This window comes from Corynebacterium sp. Marseille-Q2823 (assembly GCF_903645345.1).
GTDB lineage: Bacteria > Actinomycetota > Actinomycetes > Mycobacteriales > Mycobacteriaceae > Corynebacterium > Corynebacterium hiratae.
Genome location: NZ_CAHJXS010000002.1, coordinates 133,712 through 152,540 on the forward strand (window position 1 = coordinate 133,712; position 18,829 = coordinate 152,540).

An 18,829-nucleotide genomic window follows, 5' to 3' on the forward strand; every position below is an offset into this window, starting at 1 on the left:
GTGGTACTCCTGAAGATGAGAGGAATCTTGTCCACGCGTTTATAACGCATCCATCACGGTGGCGCAGGGCTCGCTAACGCTGCCACCTGCAGGTTCACCTAGTGTCTTCCCCGTTTTCATCCCTGCGCAACCCAGTGTTCAACCACACACCCCCGGTTGAGGGGTGGTGGTTTAGCCGTGGGCCTCAGTTCGCCTAGGCGGTGACGCGGTAAACGTCGAAGACTCCCTCGGTGTTGCGCAGCGTCGTCATGAGCTGCCCCAGCTGCTTGGTATCGGACACCGAGAAGGTAAAGCGCACGGTCGCAATGTGGTCATCGCCGCGGTTGGACGTCATCGACAAAACGTTGAGGCTCTGCTCGCTGAAGATACGAGTCAGCTCAAAGAGCAGGCCCTGGCGGTCGATGGCCTCAAGTTGCAGTGTCGCAGAGAAAGCGCCGGAAGACTTCGGCCCACCGGCCCACTCCACCTGCATCATGCGCTCCGGCTCGGACTTCAGCTTTTCAGCGTTGGTGCAGTCAGCACGGTGCACAGACACCCCACCGCCGCGGGTAACGAAGCCAAAGATGGCGTCTCCTGGCACGGGCTGGCAGCACTTCGCCAACTTGGCCATGACGTCTGGGCTTCCCTCCACCAGAATGCCGGTGCCGGATGCGGAATCCTTCGTATGCTGCGCGCGGGAGTTCTCCAGCTCACTCAGCGGGGTGCGCGAAGCCAAGGCATCGACAGCGTCATCTTGATCCCCAAAGAGAGCCATGAGCTGATTAGCAACGTGCTGCGCCGATACGTGGCCCGCGCCGATAGCGGTGTACAACGCATCCACGTCGGGATAGTGCAGCTGCTCGGCCACCTGCTTCATCGAGCTGGCGGTGAACAAGCGGTGCATGGGCAAACCACCGCGCTGAACCTCAGCGGCCAGGGCATCGCGCCCGGCTTCAAGATGCTCCTCACGGCGCTCTTTGGCAAACCACTGCCGCACCTTCGTCTTCGCCCGGGGCGACACCAAGAACTCCTGCCAATCCCGCGACGGTCCTGCGTTCGGATCCTTCGAAGTGAAAATTTCCACCTTGTCGCCGGACTTGAGTTCAGACTCTAGGGCCACGAGTTTGCCATTGACCTTGGCGCCGATACACCTGTGCCCCACCTCGGTGTGCACAGCGTAGGCAAAGTCAACGGGGGTGGAACCGGCAGGCAGGTTAACCACGTCGCCCTTCGGGGTAAACGCAAAGATCTGCTTGGCGGTCAGGTCATAGCGCAAGGAGTCGAGGAACTCGTTGGGATCTGCTGCTTCCTTTTGCCAATCCAGCAGCTGGCGCATCCACGCCATCTGGTCGACTTCTTCCTGGTGGCCGGAATTCTTGCCCTTAGTTTCCTTGTAGCGCCAATGCGCCGCCACGCCGAACTCAGCGTTGTAGTGCATCTCGTGCGTGCGCACTTGCACTTCAAGAGTGGAGCCACCGGCCGCAATCACGGTGGTGTGCAAGGACTGGTACACGCCGAAGCGCGGCGAAGAAATGTAATCCTTAAAGCGCCCTGGAAGAGCCTGGTACAGCGAGTGCACCACGCCGATGGCTGCGTAGCAGGAGTTGATGTCATCGACAAGAATACGGATGCCCACAAGATCGAAGATTTCCGCAAAGTCACGGCCGCGCACGATCATCTTCTGGTAAATCGACCAGTAATGCTTCGGGCGGCCCATCACCTCAGCCTCGATGCCGTTGGCCTTCAGCGCCTGGCTAACCTGAGCCTTGATCTCTTTGAGCGCTCGATCGCGCGAGGGCGCACGGTCGGCCACCATGCGTACGATTTCGTCATACTTCTTCGGGTACAGGATGGCAAAGGCCAAATCCTCAAGCTCCCATTTGACGCTGGCCATTCCGAGGCGGTGAGCCAGCGGCGCGATGACGTCGAGAGTCTGGCGTGCCTTCTTAGCCTGCTTTTCCGGCGGGAGGAAGCGCATCGTGCGCATGTTGTGGAGACGGTCGCACACCTTGATAACCAACACGCGCGGATCAGTAGCCATTGCCACAATCATCTTGCGGATCGTTTCCGCTTCCGCAGCGGCGCCGAGTGCAACCTTGTCGAGCTTCGTAACACCATCGACGAGTCGGGCCACCTCAGGACCAAAATCACGAGTCAGATCCTCGAGCGAGTAGTCGGTATCCTCCACCGTGTCATGCAGCAACGCTGCTGCGACGGTCGTGGTGTCCATACCTATCTCCGCGGCGATGGTGGCTACCGCCAGCGGGTGCGTGATGTATGGCTCACCGGACTTGCGGAAAACGCCTTCGTGCAGACGCTGTGCCGTGGTGTAGGCGTTATTGAGTAGTTCCGCGTCGGCCTTCGGATGAAATTCCCGGTGAATGGACATCAGCGGGTCGAGCGCCGGATTGATCTTTACTCTGCCGCCCGTCAGCGAACGAGCCAGGCGGGCGGACATGCCGCGGACGCCGCCTGGCCGCCATGCAGTCTTGTCCTGCTTTTCAGTCGTCATGTCTGCCTCCGCGAAGTAGCTTAGGCATACAACCTTAGTCCTTTGTCCCCATCTGGTTGAGCACAATCAGCGGAGAACCTTCCAGGCGCTCGCGGCCCTCCAGTCCCTGAACCTCCAAAACCACAACATTGCCCACGACCTCTGCTCCTGCGGACTCCAGGAGCAAGGTGGCGCCGTGGAGAGTGCCGCCGGTGGCGAGGACGTCGTCGACAAGCACAATGCGCTTGCCCTTGATGTCGATGCCGCTGTTAGGGATTTCCAGCGCGGCGGTACCGTATTCCAGCTCGTACTCCTGGGTCAGCACCGGTGGCGGCAGCTTGCCTTTCTTGCGAATGGCCAGAATACCTACCCCCAACTTGTACGCTACGGCTGAACCCAGCAGGAATCCGCGCGCATCGAGGCCGCCGATCATGTCAGCACCGAGCTCCTTGCACGCCTCAGCCAAGCCATCGACAACGGCGGCGAAGGATTCAGCATCGGCCAACACCGGAGTCAGGTCCTCGAAAAGGATTCCTTCCTCCGGGAAATCCGGGACAAGGCGCACCTTGTCTTTCAGGGCTTGTGCTGCTGCGACGTAAATCTCGCTCACGACTCTTCCTTTGTTTCGGTTGCTTCATTTCGGGTATAGCCCCAGCGGTCGAGATTCCACCCGATACCCGCAGGGCCAGTGTAGGGCACCACGCCAGTCACAGCGCGATCAACGATGAAGGTTCGGGGCTGCGCGGCAATGGGAATAGACGGCAGCTCCTCCCAAAGCTCTTGTTCCAGTGTGCGTAAAGCCGCAGCGTTCTTCACACTGGCAGCGGGCGCGGAATACTCCCGCATCGGGTCGACGGCTCCAAGGTAGACGTCGATCTCCGGCAACCCCGTCGAGGGGTCGGCGTCCAATTGGGCACGGGATACACGATCCCCCGAACGATCCTCCACCGTAATCCCGGCTGGTTCGCAGGCTGCGCGTAGCTCCTCCACCATCGCTTTATAGCGCGGGTTAGGTGCCAGGTATCCGACGCCGACCGTATAGCCAGCGAGGCCGGAAGCAGTGGCGGTGTCTACAGGGACTGTGGTGAGCGACGCCATTTGTGATGCCACCGAATCACTGGTGCTCACTGTCCGCACGGAGACGGCGGGTACCTCCACGCCGGATTCCTTTGCGGAAACTTCTGCCATGCGTTGTGCATCGACGCAGGCAGCGAAAGCGGCGCGTGCCCACGGCTGCGCGAAGGTGCCGGCTTCGGAGAAAACCAAAGTATCGGTCATGCCTCCCGCAACGGAGTTAACGTCGACCGGTTTTCCTTCTGCGTCCCGATTCAGCCACGACGGTGCCGCGGTAGGTGACTCGGCCACGCGCAACTCGTCCGAGGCCACAAATGCAGCCGCATCCGCCGTGTTCGGCAGCATGACGATCTCCTTCAGCGACGGCTTGTCGCCGTAGTAGTTGTCGTTGGCGGTGAGTACGATGGCGCCGTCGTCCTCGACGCGATCAATGCTGTAAGGACCAAAGGAAATCTGTAGCTCGGGATCGAAACGGCCTGGTTCGGTAGAAAACCCCTCGCGCCACGCCTCCGCCACAGGCTGCAAGGTCGTCACGTCGTAGGCGTGAAGCGCCGCGTTGAGCTCCTCCATGCTGAGCTCTGCTCGCTTAGCTAACGCGTGGGCGGGCACCACCGTGCCCGGCCCAAACAGGTAGCGCCAGCGCGAACCAGCATCTGGGTTAAACCAGACGGTGAACTTCTTACTATGCGGTGCACACTCCATCTCGGCTATGTCTTCCGCCAACGGGAGGTGGGAGCCAAAGGTCTCGCTCAACTGCCCGGCGATATACGCCAAAAGGTAGTCATCACATGTGACAGGTTCTCCGTCGGCAAAGCGTGCCTGCTCCGTGAGCGTGAAGTCCACACGAGCGCCGACGCCCTCGCTCTCGGCCGGAACGTACTCAGCATCTGCCAGATCCGAGTTCGGAACCATCTGCCCAGCCGGGCCTGGCACGTACAACGCAGGGAACACGCGGCTGGCAAGCTGCGCGGCGCCCGCAGCTTCGCCCCAGTCAGAAGCCGCATTGCTGGTGGCGATGCGGGCGTCGCTCAGTACTGCGAAGCGCGGCGGCGGGACATCCTTGCCTGCCCTGTCCTCCTTCGCTCCACACGCGGAAACGGTAAGAGCAACAGCGAGCAGTGCCGCAACTGATGAGGCGCGCACGATTTAGCGCCCAGGACGCCAGGACGCGCCACCGGACTCCTCGCCGCGCGGCTTCGTTGCGGGCTCGGAGGCCGTGGATGGGGAAACTGCTGCCGGGGATACCACAGTGCGCGCAGGCTTCGGTGAATCATCGTCGGCGTCGTCTGCGTCCCCGCCTTCCGCCCGATAAGCGGCGACCTCAGCGTTATGCTTCTTGACGCTCTTGCGCTGGTTCGACAATGTCACCAGCAGCGTCGTTGCGAGGAAGATGGAAGAAAAGACGCCTTCGATAACGCCGATGAACTGGACCAGAGCCAGATCGCGCAGGGTACCGATACCCATCAACCACACAGCGACGACGAACAAGGCGATAATCGGCAGCGCGGAAATGACCGAGGTAGAGATAGAACGCATCACGGTCTGGTTGATGGCCAGGTTGGTGAGATCGGCATAGGTCTTCTTACGCTGGCCCTCCAGCCCACTCGTATTTTCATCTACCTTGTCAAAGACAATGACGGAGTCGTAGAGGGAGAAAGTAAGCACAGTCAGCAGGCCGATAATGACCGCCGGTGAAACCTCAATTCCAAAGAGGGCGTAGATACCAGAGATGAAAACACCGTCAAAGATAAGGGCGAGGATAGCGGCAAAGGCCATATCACGCTGCAGGCGAACCGCCACGTAGATAGTGGCGAGCACCAGGAAGACCGCCATGGCGATGACCATTCGCTTGGTAATCGAGGCACCCCACGATTCCGATACCGTCGAGGAACCGATCGCGTCCGGGCTGGGCTTGCCGTTTTCCTCCTTGACGTGGAACTCTTCGAAGATGGCCTGGCGTGCCCGATTCACCTGATCCTGGGACAGGCGCTCGGAGGTGATTTCCAATGTCTCCGAGGAACCGGCGCCCACAATCTGCACCAGCTCCGGTGTGACACCGGTGGCATCCTTGAAGGTTTCCTCTACCTGCTCGGTGGTGAGGTCCCCCGCCGGCATGTTGAGCTTGGTACCGCCCTCAAAGTCGAGGGACAAATTAAAGCCGCGGAGCGCAATGGCCAAAATGGACGCGATGAGCAGCACGCCGGCGATGGTGTACCAGGTTTTAGCCCGGCCCACGAAGTCGAATCCGCTCCCGTCCACGTAGAGACGGTCGAAGCGGGAAATCTTGCGGTTAGTGGTTTCGACAGCCATGTTTACTTCTCCTCATCCGCAGCAGTGGCAACGGGTTTCTTGGCCGGTTTGGCATAAAAGCCGCGTTCGCGGCGCTCCTCCACAAGGTTGTAGATGCCACCAAGGCCATTCATCGAAGGTTTAGCGAAGGCCGGGCGGCTGCCGAGGAGCTGCATGAGCGGTGCCATGATCAGGAAGGATACGACGAGGTCGAAGATCGTGGTCAGTCCCATGGTGAAGGCAAATCCCTTGACCGCACCGATGGACAGGAAGTAGACCACGACGGAACCGATCAGGGTAACGGCCTTACCCGTGACGATCGTTGCACGGGAGCGTTCCCAACCCGTGCGGGTGGCGGAGCGGAATGTGCGGCCGCCCAAGAGCTCATCCTTCATACGCTCGTAGTAGACCACGAACGAGTCAGCCGTGGCGCCGATACCGATGACCAAGCCCGCCATACCGGACAGGTCCAGCGAGTAGCCAATCCAGCGGCCCAGCAGAACCAGAGCACCATAGAGCAGGACACAGGTGGCGATGAGCACCAGCAAGGCCACAGCGGACAGTGCGCGGAAGTAGTACATGGAGTACAGGGAGACCAAGATCAGGCCGACGATACCCGCAATAAGCGCTGCCTCAAGAGCCGCCTTACCCAGTGACGGAGGCACGGTTTCCACCGTTCCGCCCGGCTCGCCGTTAGCGCCCGTAAAGGACAACGGGAGCGCACCGTAGCGCAGGTTGTTGGCCAAGTTCTGGGCTTCTTCCTGCGTGAAATCACCCGTGATGGACGTGGCGGAACCCACCGGAGTCGCACCTTGGATAACCGGTGCGGAAATAACGGCGGAGTCAAGAGTGATGGCCACCTGCTTCTGCAGGTACTCCTGGGTCAGGGTAGACCACGTCTGAGAGCCGTTGGGGCCGTCGCCAGTCTTGAACGCGAAGCTGATTTCCATCTGGCCGGTTTGGCCGTTGAGACCGCCCTGAATTGGGGATTGGGTATCGATTTCGTTACCGGTCAGGCGGGTACCGTGTGGATCCTCAATGCCGTCCAGCAGCGGAGCCGGCATCAGGATATAGGGCTGCTGATTCGAGTAGTCACACGCCACGAGCGGCTTTGCCGGATCGTCGGTGCCGGCCAGCGGATCGGAATCAGCATCGCACCGCATCAGGCCCAGGGCCGCGGTTTGAACGGTGGGGTCCTCGGACTGGCGGTCCTTGAGGAGAACCTCGTTAACCTGGTCGCGACGTTCAGTTTCTTCCAGAGAGTTTGCCGGTTCCGGAAGCGGCTTTTCGCTCACGGTCGGGGCCGGGGACTTCTTCGCGTCCTTGTTTTCTTCCTTCTTGTCCTCACCCTGGGCAGCATCAGCGTTCTGGTTGAGCGCGTCGTGGATAGAGGCCAGTGCGTCATTCGCCTGCTCCGGTGCCACGACGCCGTACTTGACCCAGCGGTTCGCCATATCCGTCATGGTCTTTTCAAGCTTGTCCAAGTCCGGCATCGGCTGCTCACCCACTGGGCGGAACAGCAGCTGCGAGGTTTGGCCTACAGCCTGCGCCTGGGAAGCGTCTTCGCCCGGCACCGTAATGACCAGGCTAGAGCCGCTGATAACGACCTCAGAGCCGGAGACGCCCATACCGTTGACACGCTGCTCCAGGATGTTGCGTGCCTGCTGCAGCTGATCCTGGGTGGGGTCTTCGCCCTGCGGAACGAGGGTTACTCGCGTACCGCCCTGCAAATCAATGCCGAGCTTGGGAGTCGGCGATTTATCGCCGGTTAGGAAGATAAGGGCGTAAACCACAATGACGATGAGCACAAAGAGCGCCATTGCTCGTCTGGGCCATTGCCGTTGACGGCTGCTAACGCCACCACGTTTCGAAGCGGACACAAAGATCTCCTGTGTTGTGAGGAACAGGGCTAAAAATCATGGGTCATGGCAGCCACTGCCACGCACGTGCTGAGTGTCGCGGCGCCACCATGACTAAAGCACAGTCCATCATCGTACGTCATGGACCGGCATAATCCTTAACAGGTTTAAGGTGAGGCACCCGCAGTGTGACGAGTGCAACTTGTTTTAGAGCTTCGGAAAGCGTTCGTCCTCACCCTCCTCCGGCTCAGCCGCTGCTTCGTTCTGGGAAGCAATCGGCTCCGCGGAGCGCACGATGGCCATGGTGTCGAAGGTCATCACCGTGCCGTCCTTGACTCGCAAATCAACCTGTTCACCGCGGGCCTCCACCACGGTTCCGTGCAGGCCACCGGCCGTAATCACGTCTAAGCCTGGGCGCAACGAGGACTGGAGCTCCTTCATCTGCGCTTGGCGCTTGCGCTGCGCGCGCATGGACATGAAGCTCGGCAAAATGACGAGGACGGCGAGAACAAGGAGAAGAATAAGTTGGGTTCCGTTCATAAAAGGCCAGTGTGCCAGACCTGCCCGCCTCCCGGCCAATTGCCGGGACGATTAGAAGAGTGTCCCGCCGACAGTTCCTTCGGGCGCCTCAAGGCCCAGGTGCTGCCAGGCCGCTGCCGTGGCAACACGGCCACGCCCGGTGCGGGAGATCATTCCGGCGCGCACGAGATAGGGTTCGCAGACCTCCTCGACGGTTGACGGTTCCTCGCCCACCGCAATAGCCAACGTATTAACCCCCACGGGTCCACCGCCGTGTCCCTTAATGAGGGCCTCGAGCACCGCGCGGTCAAGACGGTCCAGCCCACGTTCATCAACGTCGAAGACCCGAAGCGCTGCCTGGGCAGCTGCCACATTAATGTGCCCATCTCCGTTGACCTCGGCATAGTCGCGCACACGACGCAACAGCCGGTTAGCAATACGCGGCGTCCCGCGCGATCGGGAGCCGATCTCCACCGCGGCATCCTGGTCGATATCAACCTCCAAGATTCGCGCTGCTCGGGTAATCACTCGGGTGAGGTCCTCGGTATCGTAATACTCCATCTGCGCGGTGAAACCGAAGCGGTCACGCAACGGACCAGTCAGCATGCCCGCGCGCGTCGTCGCTCCCACCAGAGTAAAAGGTGGGATTTCCAGCGGGATGGAGGTCGCCCCAGGGCCTTTGCCCACGATGACATCGATGCGGAAATCCTCCATTGCCATGTAGAGCATTTCTTCCGCGGGACGGGCGATGCGGTGAATTTCGTCGATGAAGAGCACGTCACCTTCCATGAGATTCGACAGCATCGCGGCCAAGTCTCCGGCCCGCTCCAGTGCGGGGCCGGACGTCATGCGCAGGGAACTTCCCAGTTCTTGAGCGATAATCATCGCCATCGTGGTCTTGCCCAGCCCAGGCGGGCCGGAGAGCAACACGTGATCCGGGGTGACACCACGGTTTTTCGCGCCATTGAGCACGAGCGATAGCTGTTCGCGCACCTTGGGCTGGCCGATGAATTCATCGAGGGATTTCGGGCGCAGTGAGCGCTCAATATCGTGCTCGCCTTGTTGCTCTGTGGCGTCCACATCCTGGTTACGCTGCGGAGGCGAGGTTAAATCCATCCCCTCCGGCAGCTTAAACTCAGTGCGTTCTACATCTGACATGTCGTCCACTCTCCCCTATTTTTTGGCCCCGAGTTGGTTGAGGGCTGCTCGCAGCACCACCGGCGTCGCCGCATCGGGCTGCTCAGCCACTACCGATTCCACCACCGGTCGAGCCATCTTGTCTGTAAAGCCCAACCCAATAAGCGCCTCAACGACATCCTCCACCACGGGGCCGGCGGCCGCAGGGGCGGAGGCCGCAGGATCAGCACCGTCCGTGGGTGCAAACGCCTGCACCTTCTCCTTGAGTTCTAGGATCAAGCGTTGCGCCACGCGCTTTCCTACCCCCGGGATTTTCTGCAGCCGTGCAGCCTCCTCCCCCGCAATTGCTTGGGCCAAATCACCTGCGCTCATCACGGACAACGCGGCTAGAGCCAGTTTGGGCCCCAGCCCAGAGACCGTCTGGAGGACGTGAAACATGTCGCGGTCATCCTGGCTGGTGAACCCGTACAGCGTCATCGAATCTTCTTTCACCACGAGCGTGGTCATGACTCGGGCTTCCTCACCACGCTGGAGCGTGCCCAGTGTGGCTGGGGTGGCCAGCACCTTGTATCCCACGCCGGCGCATTCGAGCACGGCATGATCAAGCTGGATGTCGAGGACAGTTCCGCGCAAAGATGCAATCATTAATCAGGTTCCTTGGTTCGAGTGGATGTACCACATAGCTTAAGAGGTCGTCTTCGCTGCCCGAGAAACGGACGCGGTGCGTGGTGAGGTGCCGCGCACACCGCTCGTTCGTGCCCCAGCCCCCACGCCAGCACTCGGATCACCCCCGCTCATCCATGCCAGGGCCGGCGCACGCCAGCAGTGGCAGACAGCAAGGGCCAAGGCATCCGCAGCGTCCGCTGGCTTAGGCGACTCGCTGAGCCCCAGAATTCGGGTGATCATGGCGGTCATCTGCTTCTTATCAGCGCGCCCGTTGCCCGACACCGCCTTCTTCACCTCCGAAGGGGTGTACATGTGTACTGGGATGTCGCGCTCTGCGGCTGCAAGCACCAAGACGCCGACTGCGTGCGCGGTCTGCATCACCGTAGATACCTCACCGCGTTCGAATACTCGCTCGAGCGCCACGACATCCGGCTTATAGTCATCCATCCATTCCCGGACCGCAACTGACAGCCGCTTAAGGCGCTCTCCCAGCTCCTTGTCACTGGGCGTACGGACGACGCCCACGGCGATGGGAATGACCGCGCGCCCACGTCCGGCTTGGACAACAGACAGGCCACAACGCGTCAGACCGGGATCAATCCCCATGACGCGCAACCCCTCCAAGTTCACGGCTGCCTCCTCGCCCTTTTTATTCTCACCCTATACAACCACTTGTTTATCTAGGAACAGTGTACACACATGTGTTCTAGTGCAGGCAGTCCCCCGAGCCGAATACGCTCCCTCAGATCGTGGGGCGTAGAGTGGCGCGCATGTCTCAACATCCTAATGGCTTTTCTGAGTTCATCCGTTCCCGCCATTCCGCGCGCGCGTTCCTTCCGGACCCCATCCCCGCAGAAGTCATAGAGCAAGTGCTGATCGACGCCCAATCCGCCCCCTCCAACTCCAATACCCAACCCTGGAATGTGCACTTGGTTGGCGGTACGGCATTGCAGGACTTGAGCGCGGCTCTCATTGCTGAGTTCGATAAGAGTGGAATCAATCCGGATTTCACGATTGACTACGGTCAAGGCGTTCACCCGCAGCGCTCGCAGGCGTTAGCAGCCAAGATGTACGGGCTCCTCGGTATTGCGCGCGAGGATAAGGAAGCGCGCACAGAATTTGTCCGTGAGAACCTTCGCTTCTTCGGCGCCCCACACACGGCTCTGCTCTTCATTCCCCCAATGGGCGATCGTATCCGCGCTGCCTTTGATCAAGGTACCTATGCAGAGAATTTCTTACTCTCGCTCGAGGCTCACGGGTACCACGGCGTCCCGCAAGGCATGATTTCGCTCCTCGCCCCAACCGTCCGTGAATTCCTCGGAGTGGACGAGGAGCACAAGCTTGTCACCGCCCTGACCTTCGGCATTGCAGACGAGTCCAGCCCTGTGTTCAACACATCCCCGGGCCGTGCCCCGCTGTCAGAGACGGTAACTGCTCATGGCATGGAAGGCCTCAAGCTCGACTAGCCGCGTTAGTCCTCGTCCAGCTGGGCGAGGACCTCTTCGCTCAAGTCCATGTTGGTGTAAACGTTCTGGACATCGTCCGAATCCTCAAGAGCGTCGATGAGGCGGAAGATCTTGCGGGCATCATCTGCCTGCAGCGGCACCTCGACCGAGGCGCGGAAGTCGGTATCGGTGTCATCGACCTCGATATCGGCAGCCACGAGCGCCTCGCGCACGGCGGGGATATCACCCGGTGCACAGGTAATCTCAAACTTCTCGCCGTTGTCGTTGACCTCTTCAGCGCCGGCTTCCAACACGGCGAGCAGGACGTCGTCCTCACTAAGCTCGCCCTTTTCCACCAACACCAAGCCGGTGCGGGCGAACATGTACGCGACGGAGCCGGACTCGCCGAGATTGCCGCCGTTCTTGGACATCGCGGTACGAACATCGGTGGCTGCACGGTTGCGGTTATCCGTCAGACACTCGATGAGCATGGCAACACCGTTCGGTCCATAGCCCTCGTACATTACGGTTTCCCAATCGGCACCGCCGGCTTCTTCGCCGGAGCCGCGCTTACGGGCGCGCTCAATGTTGTCGTTAGGAACAGAGGCCTTTTTGGCCTTCTTAATCATGTCATCGAGGGTGGGATTCGCCGCCGGGTCACCGCCGCCGGTGCGGGCAGCCACCTCGATATTCTTAATCAACTTGGCAAATTCCTTGCCACGCTTGGCATCGTTCGCCGCCTTCTTGTGCTTCGTTGTTGCCCATTTAGAGTGGCCTGCCATGTCATCCCTTTCGATGTGGCTATATAAAAAGCTTGTAGAAACTGCTGCAATTATACGGCCTTGTCCTGTATCCACAGGAACAGGGGTCCGCGCGCGCTGCTCGCACGCCGTGATGCTAACTCCGGGGGCTAGACGTTTTGCCAATTCCCGTTGGCACTTGAGCCTTCGGCGTCCGGGTGCAGGATACGCGTCAGGCCCTCCTGCATCGCCACGGCCAGTAACTCGCCGCGCTGATTGAAAATCTTGCCCTCTGCGAGCCCCGTCCCCGTTTGTGCTGACGGACTGGACTGCGAATACAACATCCACTCATCCACTCGAACTGGCCGCAAGAACCACAGAGAATGGTCCAGGCTGGCTAGCTGAATCCTCTCACCCTGGTGCGGAAGCAATGCTGTACGAATCAGCGTCATGTCCGACATATACAGCAGCGCCGCCTGGTGGAGGGACTGGTCGGCAGTGGTAAGAAAGTCACCAGTGTTACGGAACCAAATATTCCTAAACCCGGCACCGGTGGTTTCCGCGGCAATCGCGTCGCGGTCCGCATCTGGGACAAGCCGCACGTCCCAGTCTTCCCATTCCTTCAAGATAATTCGGGTGGAGTACGGAGATTCTGTAATGCTCTCCGGTGGCGGCACCTGCGGCATGTCTGCTTGGTGCTCAGGGCCACTGTCCCCTGGTGCTTGGAAACCAGCGCTGAGCATGAAGATCAAGCGTTCGTTTTGAAAGACCCGCACGTGTCGGTGCGCAAAAGAGCGGCCATCCCTAATCCGCTCGACCCGAATGGTGGTGGGAGCGCCAGAATCGCCCGGCCCCACGAAGTAGCAATGCATGGAGTGGGCAAACTTGTCGTCAACGGTGAGCTGCGCCGCGCGGAGCGCCTGCGCCATGGTTTGCCCGCCAAAGGTGCGCGTAATGAGCGATGGAACCACAGGGCCGCGGAACTCGTCGTCGCCGATTCGCTCGAGGTCGACCGCCTGGGCCACCGTTGCCATGTCTTACTCCCTTCCTTGTGCGTTGTAGCGTTCGCCGCGATATGGCGCCCGCCACACTAACCCCGACTATCCTACTCACGTGCTGATCCACCCCCGGAGGTTGCGTACTATATTCCGCATGACTTCAACCACGCCGCACAGCGTGCACCGCGTAGCCGCTTACCTGGAAATGGTCACGTGGGGATTGCTGATCCTCTCGATGATCCTCAAGTACTCGGGCACCACCGCAGCACTCACCCCACTTGCGGGAGGTATCCACGGCTTCGGCTTCCTGTGCTTTTTGCTCATGACGGCCCTGGTGTGGATCAACAACCGGTGGCCAATGGGCGTCGGGATCCTGGGCCTGGTTGTCACCGTGATTCCCTTCGCAGCATTGCCTTTTGCGCTGTGGGTTTCGCGGCGCGGGCTCGTTGCTGGTCCGTGGCGGTTTAGCGATGACGCGGAGCCGCAGAGTTTCTTCGACAAGCTCTTAGCCCAGGCCGTGCGCCACCCCGTCCGCACCGCGCTCATCGCGCTGCTCGTCGTTGCCGTAGTGTTTAGCATCCTTCTCTTTTTGGGCCCACCCGTCGACGTCGAATCCGCCATTGAAAATAATCGCTAAAGTCCCGACTATCTGGGCTGGATGGGTGCTGGCACGCCTTTTCCTTATTTACCTACTCGTCAACGAAACGGGTCCGCTCGGGGATGTCCGGTACTACCTCGCGGGCGTATACGGGGATAACCCCCGTGACATGACGGAATATCCCCAGGTGGGCACCTGGCCCAGCATTCTCCTTGCGTGGATTACCGGCGACGACTTCGAGGCCTATGCCATCGGCTTTACGGCAATGGTGCTGCTTGCCGACGGCGCCTTCCTCGCCCTTCTCCTACGCCATCACCGTTCCAACCCCGGGGCATATAGCGCCGGATGGTTTTGGGTGTTCTTTGGCACGGCGGCAGGCCACGTTTTCGCGTGGCGGCTCGATCTCTATCCTGCCTTGCTGGTTGCCGGTGCGGGCGTGCTTCTGGCTACCCGCCCGCGGCTCGCCTCAGCTTTGTTGGCGTGGGCCACCGCCGCGAAGCTGTGGCCGGGGGTCCTCGCTGCGGGGCTCGTCGGGAGAGCAAGCTCCCGCGATACCTGGCGGCGGCTCGCCGCGTTCTTTGGAAGCCTTCTTGCCCTGTGCCTCGGTGTAGCAGCGATGACCAGCGTGGATAGGGTTCTATCCCCGTTGACGTATCAAGGTGAGCGCGGCCTCCAGATTGAGTCTCTAGCCGCTACGTGGTTCGTGTACCAGGCGCATCGCCATCCTAATGTGTGGGCGATGGGATACGCGGCCTCGAAGAGCTATGAGATCTCCGGTCCCGGCGTCGACACGGCACTCGCTATCAGCACCATCGCGACGGGCGCGGCCCTCGTGTGGATCGTGGGCGTAGCATTCGTGCACTTTCTACGGGGGTTCTGGAGCCCACATTCCACCGTGGTCTTTTTCATCGCGGCGATTCTGCTTCTCATCGCAACGAATAAAGTCTTCTCCCCGCAGTACATCGTATGGCTCGGGCCGATACTAGCGGTGGCGCTTCGCTCCCCCGTCCCCAAGTCACCCGCCGGGCAACGGCAGAGGGCCGCCGATATCAAAGGGGTCCGCACCATCATGGCCGTCCTCGCCGTGGGAACAGCGGCTTTGGGAACCGTCATCTACCCCTATGGCTATGACTACATCTGGTTCTATGTCGGTGAGGACCCCAACCCGGTGCGTGCCCTCGTACTGCGCAACCAGCTCATCCTCGTCATGGCTGTTCTGGCTCTCTACTGGCACCGCCTCGAGTATCGCGCAGCGCGAGCAGCTCACATGTCGATCTGACTTAGTTCGAAAAACTCAGGCAGCTTCGCTGTTCCCCCCAAGCGCAGCAGCTTGACAGCGGGGCGCAACCGCAGCGCACGAGTATCGCTGACTGCTTCGTTGTAGAAGCGGTGAGCTAGGTGAATGCGCCCTTCCGCGTCGGCAAGCAAGGCCGGACGTGATTCAAAGCGCTGCTGGATGGCTGCGGACAACTCCCGCTCCCGGGTGGCACGCTCATCGAAATTCCCCTGTGCTAGGTCGGTAGACTCCGCCCGCGCCGCAATGCCCTCGAGCTCCGGCGCCAGCGCGCTCACGACCGCCGCACGGCGGTCGAGCGTGGACTCCAACTGCGCTAACGCCGCATCGGTGCGGATGTGGAGGGAGTTGAGCCGCTGTGCTGTGTACAGGGCCCACATTCCGAGCACAATCGCCAGAGCAAGGATGATGACAACTTCGATCGGCATTTAAGACACACGCACCTTTGTTCCGTCCGCTACCGTTTCATAGACGCGCATTACGGCTGCGGCCACATGGTCCCAATCGTATTCGCGAGCCCTCTCCATTCCCGCTGCGGTCAAGGCGTGCCGCTTGCCGGAATCGCTCACCACATCGTGCAGCACGCGGGCTAGATCCGTGGCATCACCGTTACGGAACAAAGCACCGGCGGGTGTATCCGAATCGACGTTGCACACCGCGGCGAAGGCCTCCAAATCTGAAGCCACGACCGCGCAGCCGGCGGCCATCGCCTCAACGAGGACGATGCCGAAACTTTCGCCGCCCGTATTGGGAGCCACATAGATATCGGCGCGCCCGAGGATGGCTGCTTTCTCAGCATCGCTAACCCGGCCCACGAATTCAACCCCTGGGGCGCTTCGCGGATGCCCTCCTCCCATGACCGTCACGCGGACGGGCTCTGGGAGGAGCGTCAGGGCCTCGAGAAGAATGTCCAACCCCTTGCGCGGTTCATCGAGGCGTCCCAAAAACACAATTTCAATCTCCGAATCGCGTCGCTCACGCTCAGCCCGCTCCCGCTCGCGGGCATACACGGAGGTATCCACGCCATTGGGGATAAGCACGGGGTCACCGCCAAGCTGCTCCACCTGCCAGCGCCGCGCCATCTCCGAGACCGCGATCCCGCCCCGGACCTTTTCCAGATATGGGCGCAGGAAAGGCTTAGCTAGGGTCAGCGCGAGAGAACTGGAGGCGGATGCATGGTACGTCGCCACGATCGGCCCGCGCGCCAGTGCCAAGGCTGCCATGGAATAGCTTGGGGAGTTCGGTTCGTGAATGTGGAGGATATCGAAGTTGCCCTCGCGGATGAAGCGCTTGATGTTGCGGCGCACGTGCGGGCCGATGGACAGGCGGGCCACAGATCCGTTATAGGTGATCGGCACCGCCCAGCCTCCCTTGCGCACGAAGCTGGGGACCTGCGTGCTTGCCGACGCCGGCCCCAGCACCTCCACATAATGGCCCTGTTCAATAAAAACAGTAGCCAAGTCAAGGATGTGGGCCTGAACGCCGCCAGGTTCGTCGAAGGAATAGGGGCAGATGATACCGATCCGCATGATGTGTTCTGTCTTTCTATTTCTTCGCGCGCGCCGCCCGCCGACGTTCTACGTCGGCGTTCCAATGCGGCTGCAGCATGTGCCAATCCTCTGGATGCGCTCGGATGTTTTCTGCGAAGCCTTCTGCGAGCCGCTGGCAGGTCTCGTGAAGAGTGGTAACTTCCACCTCGGGGCTGACGGACAAGCCCCATTCCTTACCATCGAACCACGAGTGCACCACGTGGAGGGCCGCTCCCGTCTCGATGGCGAGTTGGGCGGGGCCTGCCGCAACGTTGGCTTCTTCGCCCATGAAGTCTACCGGCACACCAGTGCGTGTGAGGTCACGCTCGGACAATAAACACACCACGCCACCGCGCTCCAGGGTGTCTTTCAAACGCGGAAAAGGCGAGGAACTTCCGCCGGTCAGCGGCAGGACGGTAAAGCCAAGGCTCTCGCGGTAGTCCACAAAAGCGTCGAAAAGCGCCTCGGGTTTTAGGCGCTCGGCCACGGTGGTGAATCTGCCATAATGACCCACGCAGAAGACACCCGCCATGTCCCAATTGCCGGAGTGCGGAAGGGCGAAGATCACCCCGCGGCCCGATGCCACGGAGGCGTCCGCGTGCTCCTTGCCGCGCAGCCCTACCAATAGGCGTTCCTGCAACTCGGGGTCCGAGTGGATGGCAGGCAGGCGAAAGGCCTCGAGCCAGTAGCGCATGTAGGAACGCATCGAGTCACGCACCAGCTCGCGCGTCACGTTTTCGGCGCCCACCACGCGGCTGAGGTTGCGGCGCAGCTGCTCCATGCCCTTGCCATTGTCGCTGGCCAGATCCGCGCCGCGCTCAAACAGCCAGGCAGCCAGCGGCTGTGGGAGAAAACGTACAACTTTCCAACACGCGATGTACGCGGCGGCCGTCAGGCGTTCACGATCCACTAGAGCCACGGTTAAGAAGCCTTTCTGTGCGGGCCGGGGTCGGGTGCCGGCTGAGCGGAGCGATTACTTAGGCTAAAGATCCTTCTTGAAACGCGCTTTAGTGTCCTGGCGCGCCGCTTGGCGCATGCGCTGGTAAATGGTGAAGACAGAACCGACAGCTAGGAGCCAGAGCGAGACTTCTAGGGCATAAGGAACCCCCAGTCCCTCCAGACCCACGCCGCCGAGGCCCAGAATCAGGCGCTCGGGGCGCTCGACGAGTCCGCCGACCATCTTAAAGCCGGAGGCCTCACCGCGCGCCTTGACATAGGAAATTACCTGGGAGCTCACGAGCACCACCATGCAGGCGGCGAAGTTTAGCGGGTGAGCATTGTCGACGTACACCATCCAAAAGGCAATCGCGGCGAACAATGCGCCGTCGGTAATGCGGTCACAGGAGGCGTCGAGAGTAGCTCCGAAGTTGGAACCGCCCGTAGTCAGGCGTGCCATGGTGCCGTCGAGCATGTCGAAGGCTGCGAAAAGCCCCGAGAGTAGCGCTGCGGCGAAAAGGTGGTCGAGCGGGATGAGGATGACCGAGATAGCAATGGTGACAATCGTCCCCACGATGGTGACGATATTGGGAGTCAGGCCCATTTTGAGGAAGAGCTTGGCCACCGGTACCACAACCACGGCGGCGGGCTTGCGCCCATGAACACTAAGCATGCGCTTCTCCTGAGATGATTCCTTCGGCGGCGAGCTCCGCCCATCCCTGAGCAAGAAGGGAACGGGTGTCCTTCAGGAGCTGCGGCAGCACTTTGACGCCGTCCACGATAGTCATGAAATTAGAGTCCCCGCTCCAGCGCGGAACAATGTGCATGTGCAGGTGCTGCCCCACCGATCCACCGGAGGCGCGCCCCAGATTGAATCCAGCGTTGACGGCATCGGGGCCGGAGACCTTCTTGAGAACCCGGATAGCTGCTTGGGCAAACTGGAAGAGCTCACGGGATTCCTCCTCGGTAAGGTTTTCCAGCTCAGATTCTTGACGGTACGGAATGACCATCATGTGCCCAGCGTTATAGGGATAGAGGTTGAGCACACAGTAGACAAGCTCGCCGCGGGCCACGATGAGCCCGTCCTCGTCCGACATCTGCGGAATCTCCACGAACGGATTGTGGGCTTTCTTCGGCACGTCGCCGGCGCCGCCCTCACGCTTGATGTAGCTCATGCGGTACGGCGCCCACAGGCGCTCTAAGCGGTCGGGCGTTCCCAGGCCGGTATCGACGTACTCTCCCACTCTGTATGTTCTCCCTTTCTAGCCTCTGCCT

19 protein-coding genes are annotated in these 18,829 nt (G+C 60.8%); 3 read left to right on the forward strand and 16 right to left on the reverse strand.

Going from position 1 to position 18,829, the window contains the following annotated elements; genetic code table 11:
- Positions 1 to 193: 193 nt before the first annotated feature.
- From HWX44_RS02550 to ruvC, 9 genes are all read right to left on the reverse strand, one after another.
- Positions 194 to 2,491: a RelA/SpoT family protein gene (locus HWX44_RS02550; RefSeq protein ID WP_049154885.1), complete on the reverse strand. Its 2,298-nt coding sequence runs from the start codon at positions 2,489 to 2,491 to the stop codon at positions 194 to 196.
- Positions 2,492 to 2,525: 34 nt separating this feature from the next.
- The gene (locus tag HWX44_RS02555; RefSeq protein WP_046648146.1) at positions 2,526 to 3,080 is read right to left on the reverse strand and encodes an adenine phosphoribosyltransferase; all 555 of its coding nucleotides are present in this window, start codon (positions 3,078 to 3,080) and stop codon (positions 2,526 to 2,528) included.
- Positions 3,077 to 4,687 (reverse strand): ABC transporter substrate-binding protein, encoded by a 1,611-nt coding sequence (locus tag HWX44_RS02560; protein ID WP_080975073.1) that lies wholly within the window; start codon positions 4,685 to 4,687, stop codon positions 3,077 to 3,079. Before HWX44_RS02560 ends, HWX44_RS02555 begins: the two co-directional genes overlap by 4 nt.
- A gap of 3 nt (positions 4,688 to 4,690) precedes the next feature.
- Positions 4,691 to 5,854, reverse strand: coding sequence for a protein translocase subunit SecF (gene secF, locus HWX44_RS02565; RefSeq protein ID WP_175973062.1), 1,164 nt, complete (start codon positions 5,852 to 5,854; stop codon positions 4,691 to 4,693).
- A 2-nt stretch (positions 5,855 to 5,856) separates the two neighbouring features.
- The gene (secD, locus tag HWX44_RS02570; protein WP_175973252.1) at positions 5,857 to 7,653 is read right to left on the reverse strand and encodes a protein translocase subunit SecD; all 1,797 of its coding nucleotides are present in this window, start codon (positions 7,651 to 7,653) and stop codon (positions 5,857 to 5,859) included.
- 246 nt (positions 7,654 to 7,899) lie between these two features.
- Positions 7,900 to 8,232 carry a preprotein translocase subunit YajC gene (gene yajC / locus HWX44_RS02575; RefSeq protein WP_046648149.1) on the reverse strand — a complete coding sequence of 111 codons (333 nt, stop codon included), beginning with the start codon at positions 8,230 to 8,232 and terminating at the stop codon, positions 7,900 to 7,902.
- A 51-nt stretch (positions 8,233 to 8,283) separates the two neighbouring features.
- Positions 8,284 to 9,369: a Holliday junction branch migration DNA helicase RuvB gene (ruvB, locus tag HWX44_RS02580; RefSeq protein WP_046648150.1), complete on the reverse strand. Its 1,086-nt coding sequence runs from the start codon at positions 9,367 to 9,369 to the stop codon at positions 8,284 to 8,286.
- 15 nt (positions 9,370 to 9,384) lie between these two features.
- Positions 9,385 to 9,993 (reverse strand): Holliday junction branch migration protein RuvA, encoded by a 609-nt coding sequence (ruvA, locus tag HWX44_RS02585; protein ID WP_046648151.1) that lies wholly within the window; start codon positions 9,991 to 9,993, stop codon positions 9,385 to 9,387.
- Between the two features lie 39 nt (positions 9,994 to 10,032).
- Positions 10,033 to 10,644, reverse strand: a complete 612-nt coding sequence (ruvC, locus tag HWX44_RS02590) for a crossover junction endodeoxyribonuclease RuvC (protein ID WP_175973063.1) — start codon at positions 10,642 to 10,644, stop codon at positions 10,033 to 10,035.
- Positions 10,645 to 10,784: 140 nt separating this feature from the next.
- Between ruvC and HWX44_RS02595 the strand changes: the two genes are divergently transcribed.
- Positions 10,785 to 11,480, forward strand: coding sequence for a nitroreductase (locus HWX44_RS02595; RefSeq protein ID WP_102234138.1), 696 nt, complete (start codon positions 10,785 to 10,787; stop codon positions 11,478 to 11,480).
- A 5-nt stretch (positions 11,481 to 11,485) separates the two neighbouring features.
- On the opposite strand, the gene HWX44_RS02600 is transcribed toward HWX44_RS02595, so the two are convergent.
- Together HWX44_RS02600 and HWX44_RS02605 are read right to left on the reverse strand one after the other, a co-directional pair.
- Positions 11,486 to 12,241, reverse strand: coding sequence for a YebC/PmpR family DNA-binding transcriptional regulator (locus HWX44_RS02600; protein WP_102234139.1), 756 nt, complete (start codon positions 12,239 to 12,241; stop codon positions 11,486 to 11,488).
- A 128-nt stretch (positions 12,242 to 12,369) separates the two neighbouring features.
- A complete protein-coding gene (locus HWX44_RS02605; RefSeq protein ID WP_102234140.1) occupies positions 12,370 to 13,233 on the reverse strand; it encodes an acyl-CoA thioesterase in 864 nt (287 codons plus the stop codon).
- 118 nt (positions 13,234 to 13,351) lie between these two features.
- On the opposite strand from HWX44_RS02605, the gene HWX44_RS02610 reads away from it, so the two are divergent.
- Together HWX44_RS02610 and HWX44_RS02615 are read left to right on the forward strand one after the other, a co-directional pair.
- Complete coding sequence (locus HWX44_RS02610; RefSeq protein WP_102234141.1) at positions 13,352 to 13,834, forward strand: DUF3817 domain-containing protein; 483 nt, start codon at positions 13,352 to 13,354, stop codon at positions 13,832 to 13,834.
- A gap of 130 nt (positions 13,835 to 13,964) precedes the next feature.
- On the forward strand, positions 13,965 to 15,074 hold the full coding sequence (locus HWX44_RS02615; RefSeq protein ID WP_254868089.1) for a DUF2029 domain-containing protein: 1,110 nt from the start codon (positions 13,965 to 13,967) through the stop codon (positions 15,072 to 15,074).
- On the opposite strand, the gene HWX44_RS02620 is transcribed toward HWX44_RS02615, so the two are convergent.
- The 5 genes from HWX44_RS02620 to HWX44_RS02640 form a co-directional block, all read right to left on the reverse strand.
- Entirely contained in the window at positions 15,059 to 15,517 is a 459-nt protein-coding gene (locus HWX44_RS02620; RefSeq protein ID WP_071409732.1) for a hypothetical protein, read from the reverse strand. The two genes, HWX44_RS02615 and HWX44_RS02620, sit on opposite strands and share 16 nt — an antisense overlap.
- Positions 15,518 to 16,618 carry a glycosyltransferase family 4 protein gene (locus HWX44_RS02625; protein WP_102234143.1) on the reverse strand — a complete coding sequence of 367 codons (1,101 nt, stop codon included), beginning with the start codon at positions 16,616 to 16,618 and terminating at the stop codon, positions 15,518 to 15,520.
- Between the two features lie 16 nt (positions 16,619 to 16,634).
- Positions 16,635 to 17,537 (reverse strand): phosphatidylinositol mannoside acyltransferase, encoded by a 903-nt coding sequence (locus HWX44_RS02630; RefSeq protein ID WP_102234144.1) that lies wholly within the window; start codon positions 17,535 to 17,537, stop codon positions 16,635 to 16,637.
- A 63-nt stretch (positions 17,538 to 17,600) separates the two neighbouring features.
- Entirely contained in the window at positions 17,601 to 18,227 is a 627-nt protein-coding gene (gene pgsA / locus HWX44_RS02635) for a phosphatidylinositol phosphate synthase (RefSeq protein ID WP_046648162.1), read from the reverse strand.
- Positions 18,220 to 18,798, reverse strand: coding sequence for an HIT family protein (locus HWX44_RS02640; RefSeq protein WP_070547076.1), 579 nt, complete (start codon positions 18,796 to 18,798; stop codon positions 18,220 to 18,222). The genes pgsA and HWX44_RS02640 overlap by 8 nt, the downstream gene beginning before the upstream one ends.
- Positions 18,799 to 18,829 lie beyond the last annotated feature (31 nt).

Bases quoted from the DNA above. Each gene is read 5' to 3' on its own strand.
- HWX44_RS02550 (WP_049154885.1), bottom strand. From the start codon at position 2,491: ATGACGACTGAAAAGCAGGACAAGACTGCATGGCGGCCAGGCGGCGTC.
- secF (WP_175973062.1), bottom strand. From the start codon at position 5,854: ATGGCTGTCGAAACCACTAACCGCAAGATTTCCCGCTTCGACCGTCTC.
- secD (WP_175973252.1), bottom strand. From the start codon at position 7,653: ATGGCGCTCTTTGTGCTCATCGTCATTGTGGTTTACGCCCTTATCTTC.
- yajC (WP_046648149.1), bottom strand. From the start codon at position 8,232: ATGAACGGAACCCAACTTATTCTTCTCCTTGTTCTCGCCGTCCTCGTC.
- ruvB (WP_046648150.1), bottom strand. From the start codon at position 9,369: ATGTCAGATGTAGAACGCACTGAGTTTAAGCTGCCGGAGGGGATGGAT.
- ruvA (WP_046648151.1), bottom strand. From the start codon at position 9,993: ATGATTGCATCTTTGCGCGGAACTGTCCTCGACATCCAGCTTGATCAT.
- HWX44_RS02595 (WP_102234138.1), top strand. From the start codon at position 10,785: ATGTCTCAACATCCTAATGGCTTTTCTGAGTTCATCCGTTCCCGCCAT.
- HWX44_RS02600 (WP_102234139.1), bottom strand. From the start codon at position 12,241: ATGGCAGGCCACTCTAAATGGGCAACAACGAAGCACAAGAAGGCGGCG.
- HWX44_RS02605 (WP_102234140.1), bottom strand. From the start codon at position 13,233: ATGGCAACGGTGGCCCAGGCGGTCGACCTCGAGCGAATCGGCGACGAC.
- HWX44_RS02610 (WP_102234141.1), top strand. From the start codon at position 13,352: ATGACTTCAACCACGCCGCACAGCGTGCACCGCGTAGCCGCTTACCTG.
- HWX44_RS02615 (WP_254868089.1), top strand. From the start codon at position 13,965: ATGACGGAATATCCCCAGGTGGGCACCTGGCCCAGCATTCTCCTTGCG.
- HWX44_RS02620 (WP_071409732.1), bottom strand. From the start codon at position 15,517: ATGCCGATCGAAGTTGTCATCATCCTTGCTCTGGCGATTGTGCTCGGA.
- HWX44_RS02625 (WP_102234143.1), bottom strand. From the start codon at position 16,618: ATGCGGATCGGTATCATCTGCCCCTATTCCTTCGACGAACCTGGCGGC.
- pgsA (WP_046648162.1), bottom strand. From the start codon at position 18,227: ATGCTTAGTGTTCATGGGCGCAAGCCCGCCGCCGTGGTTGTGGTACCG.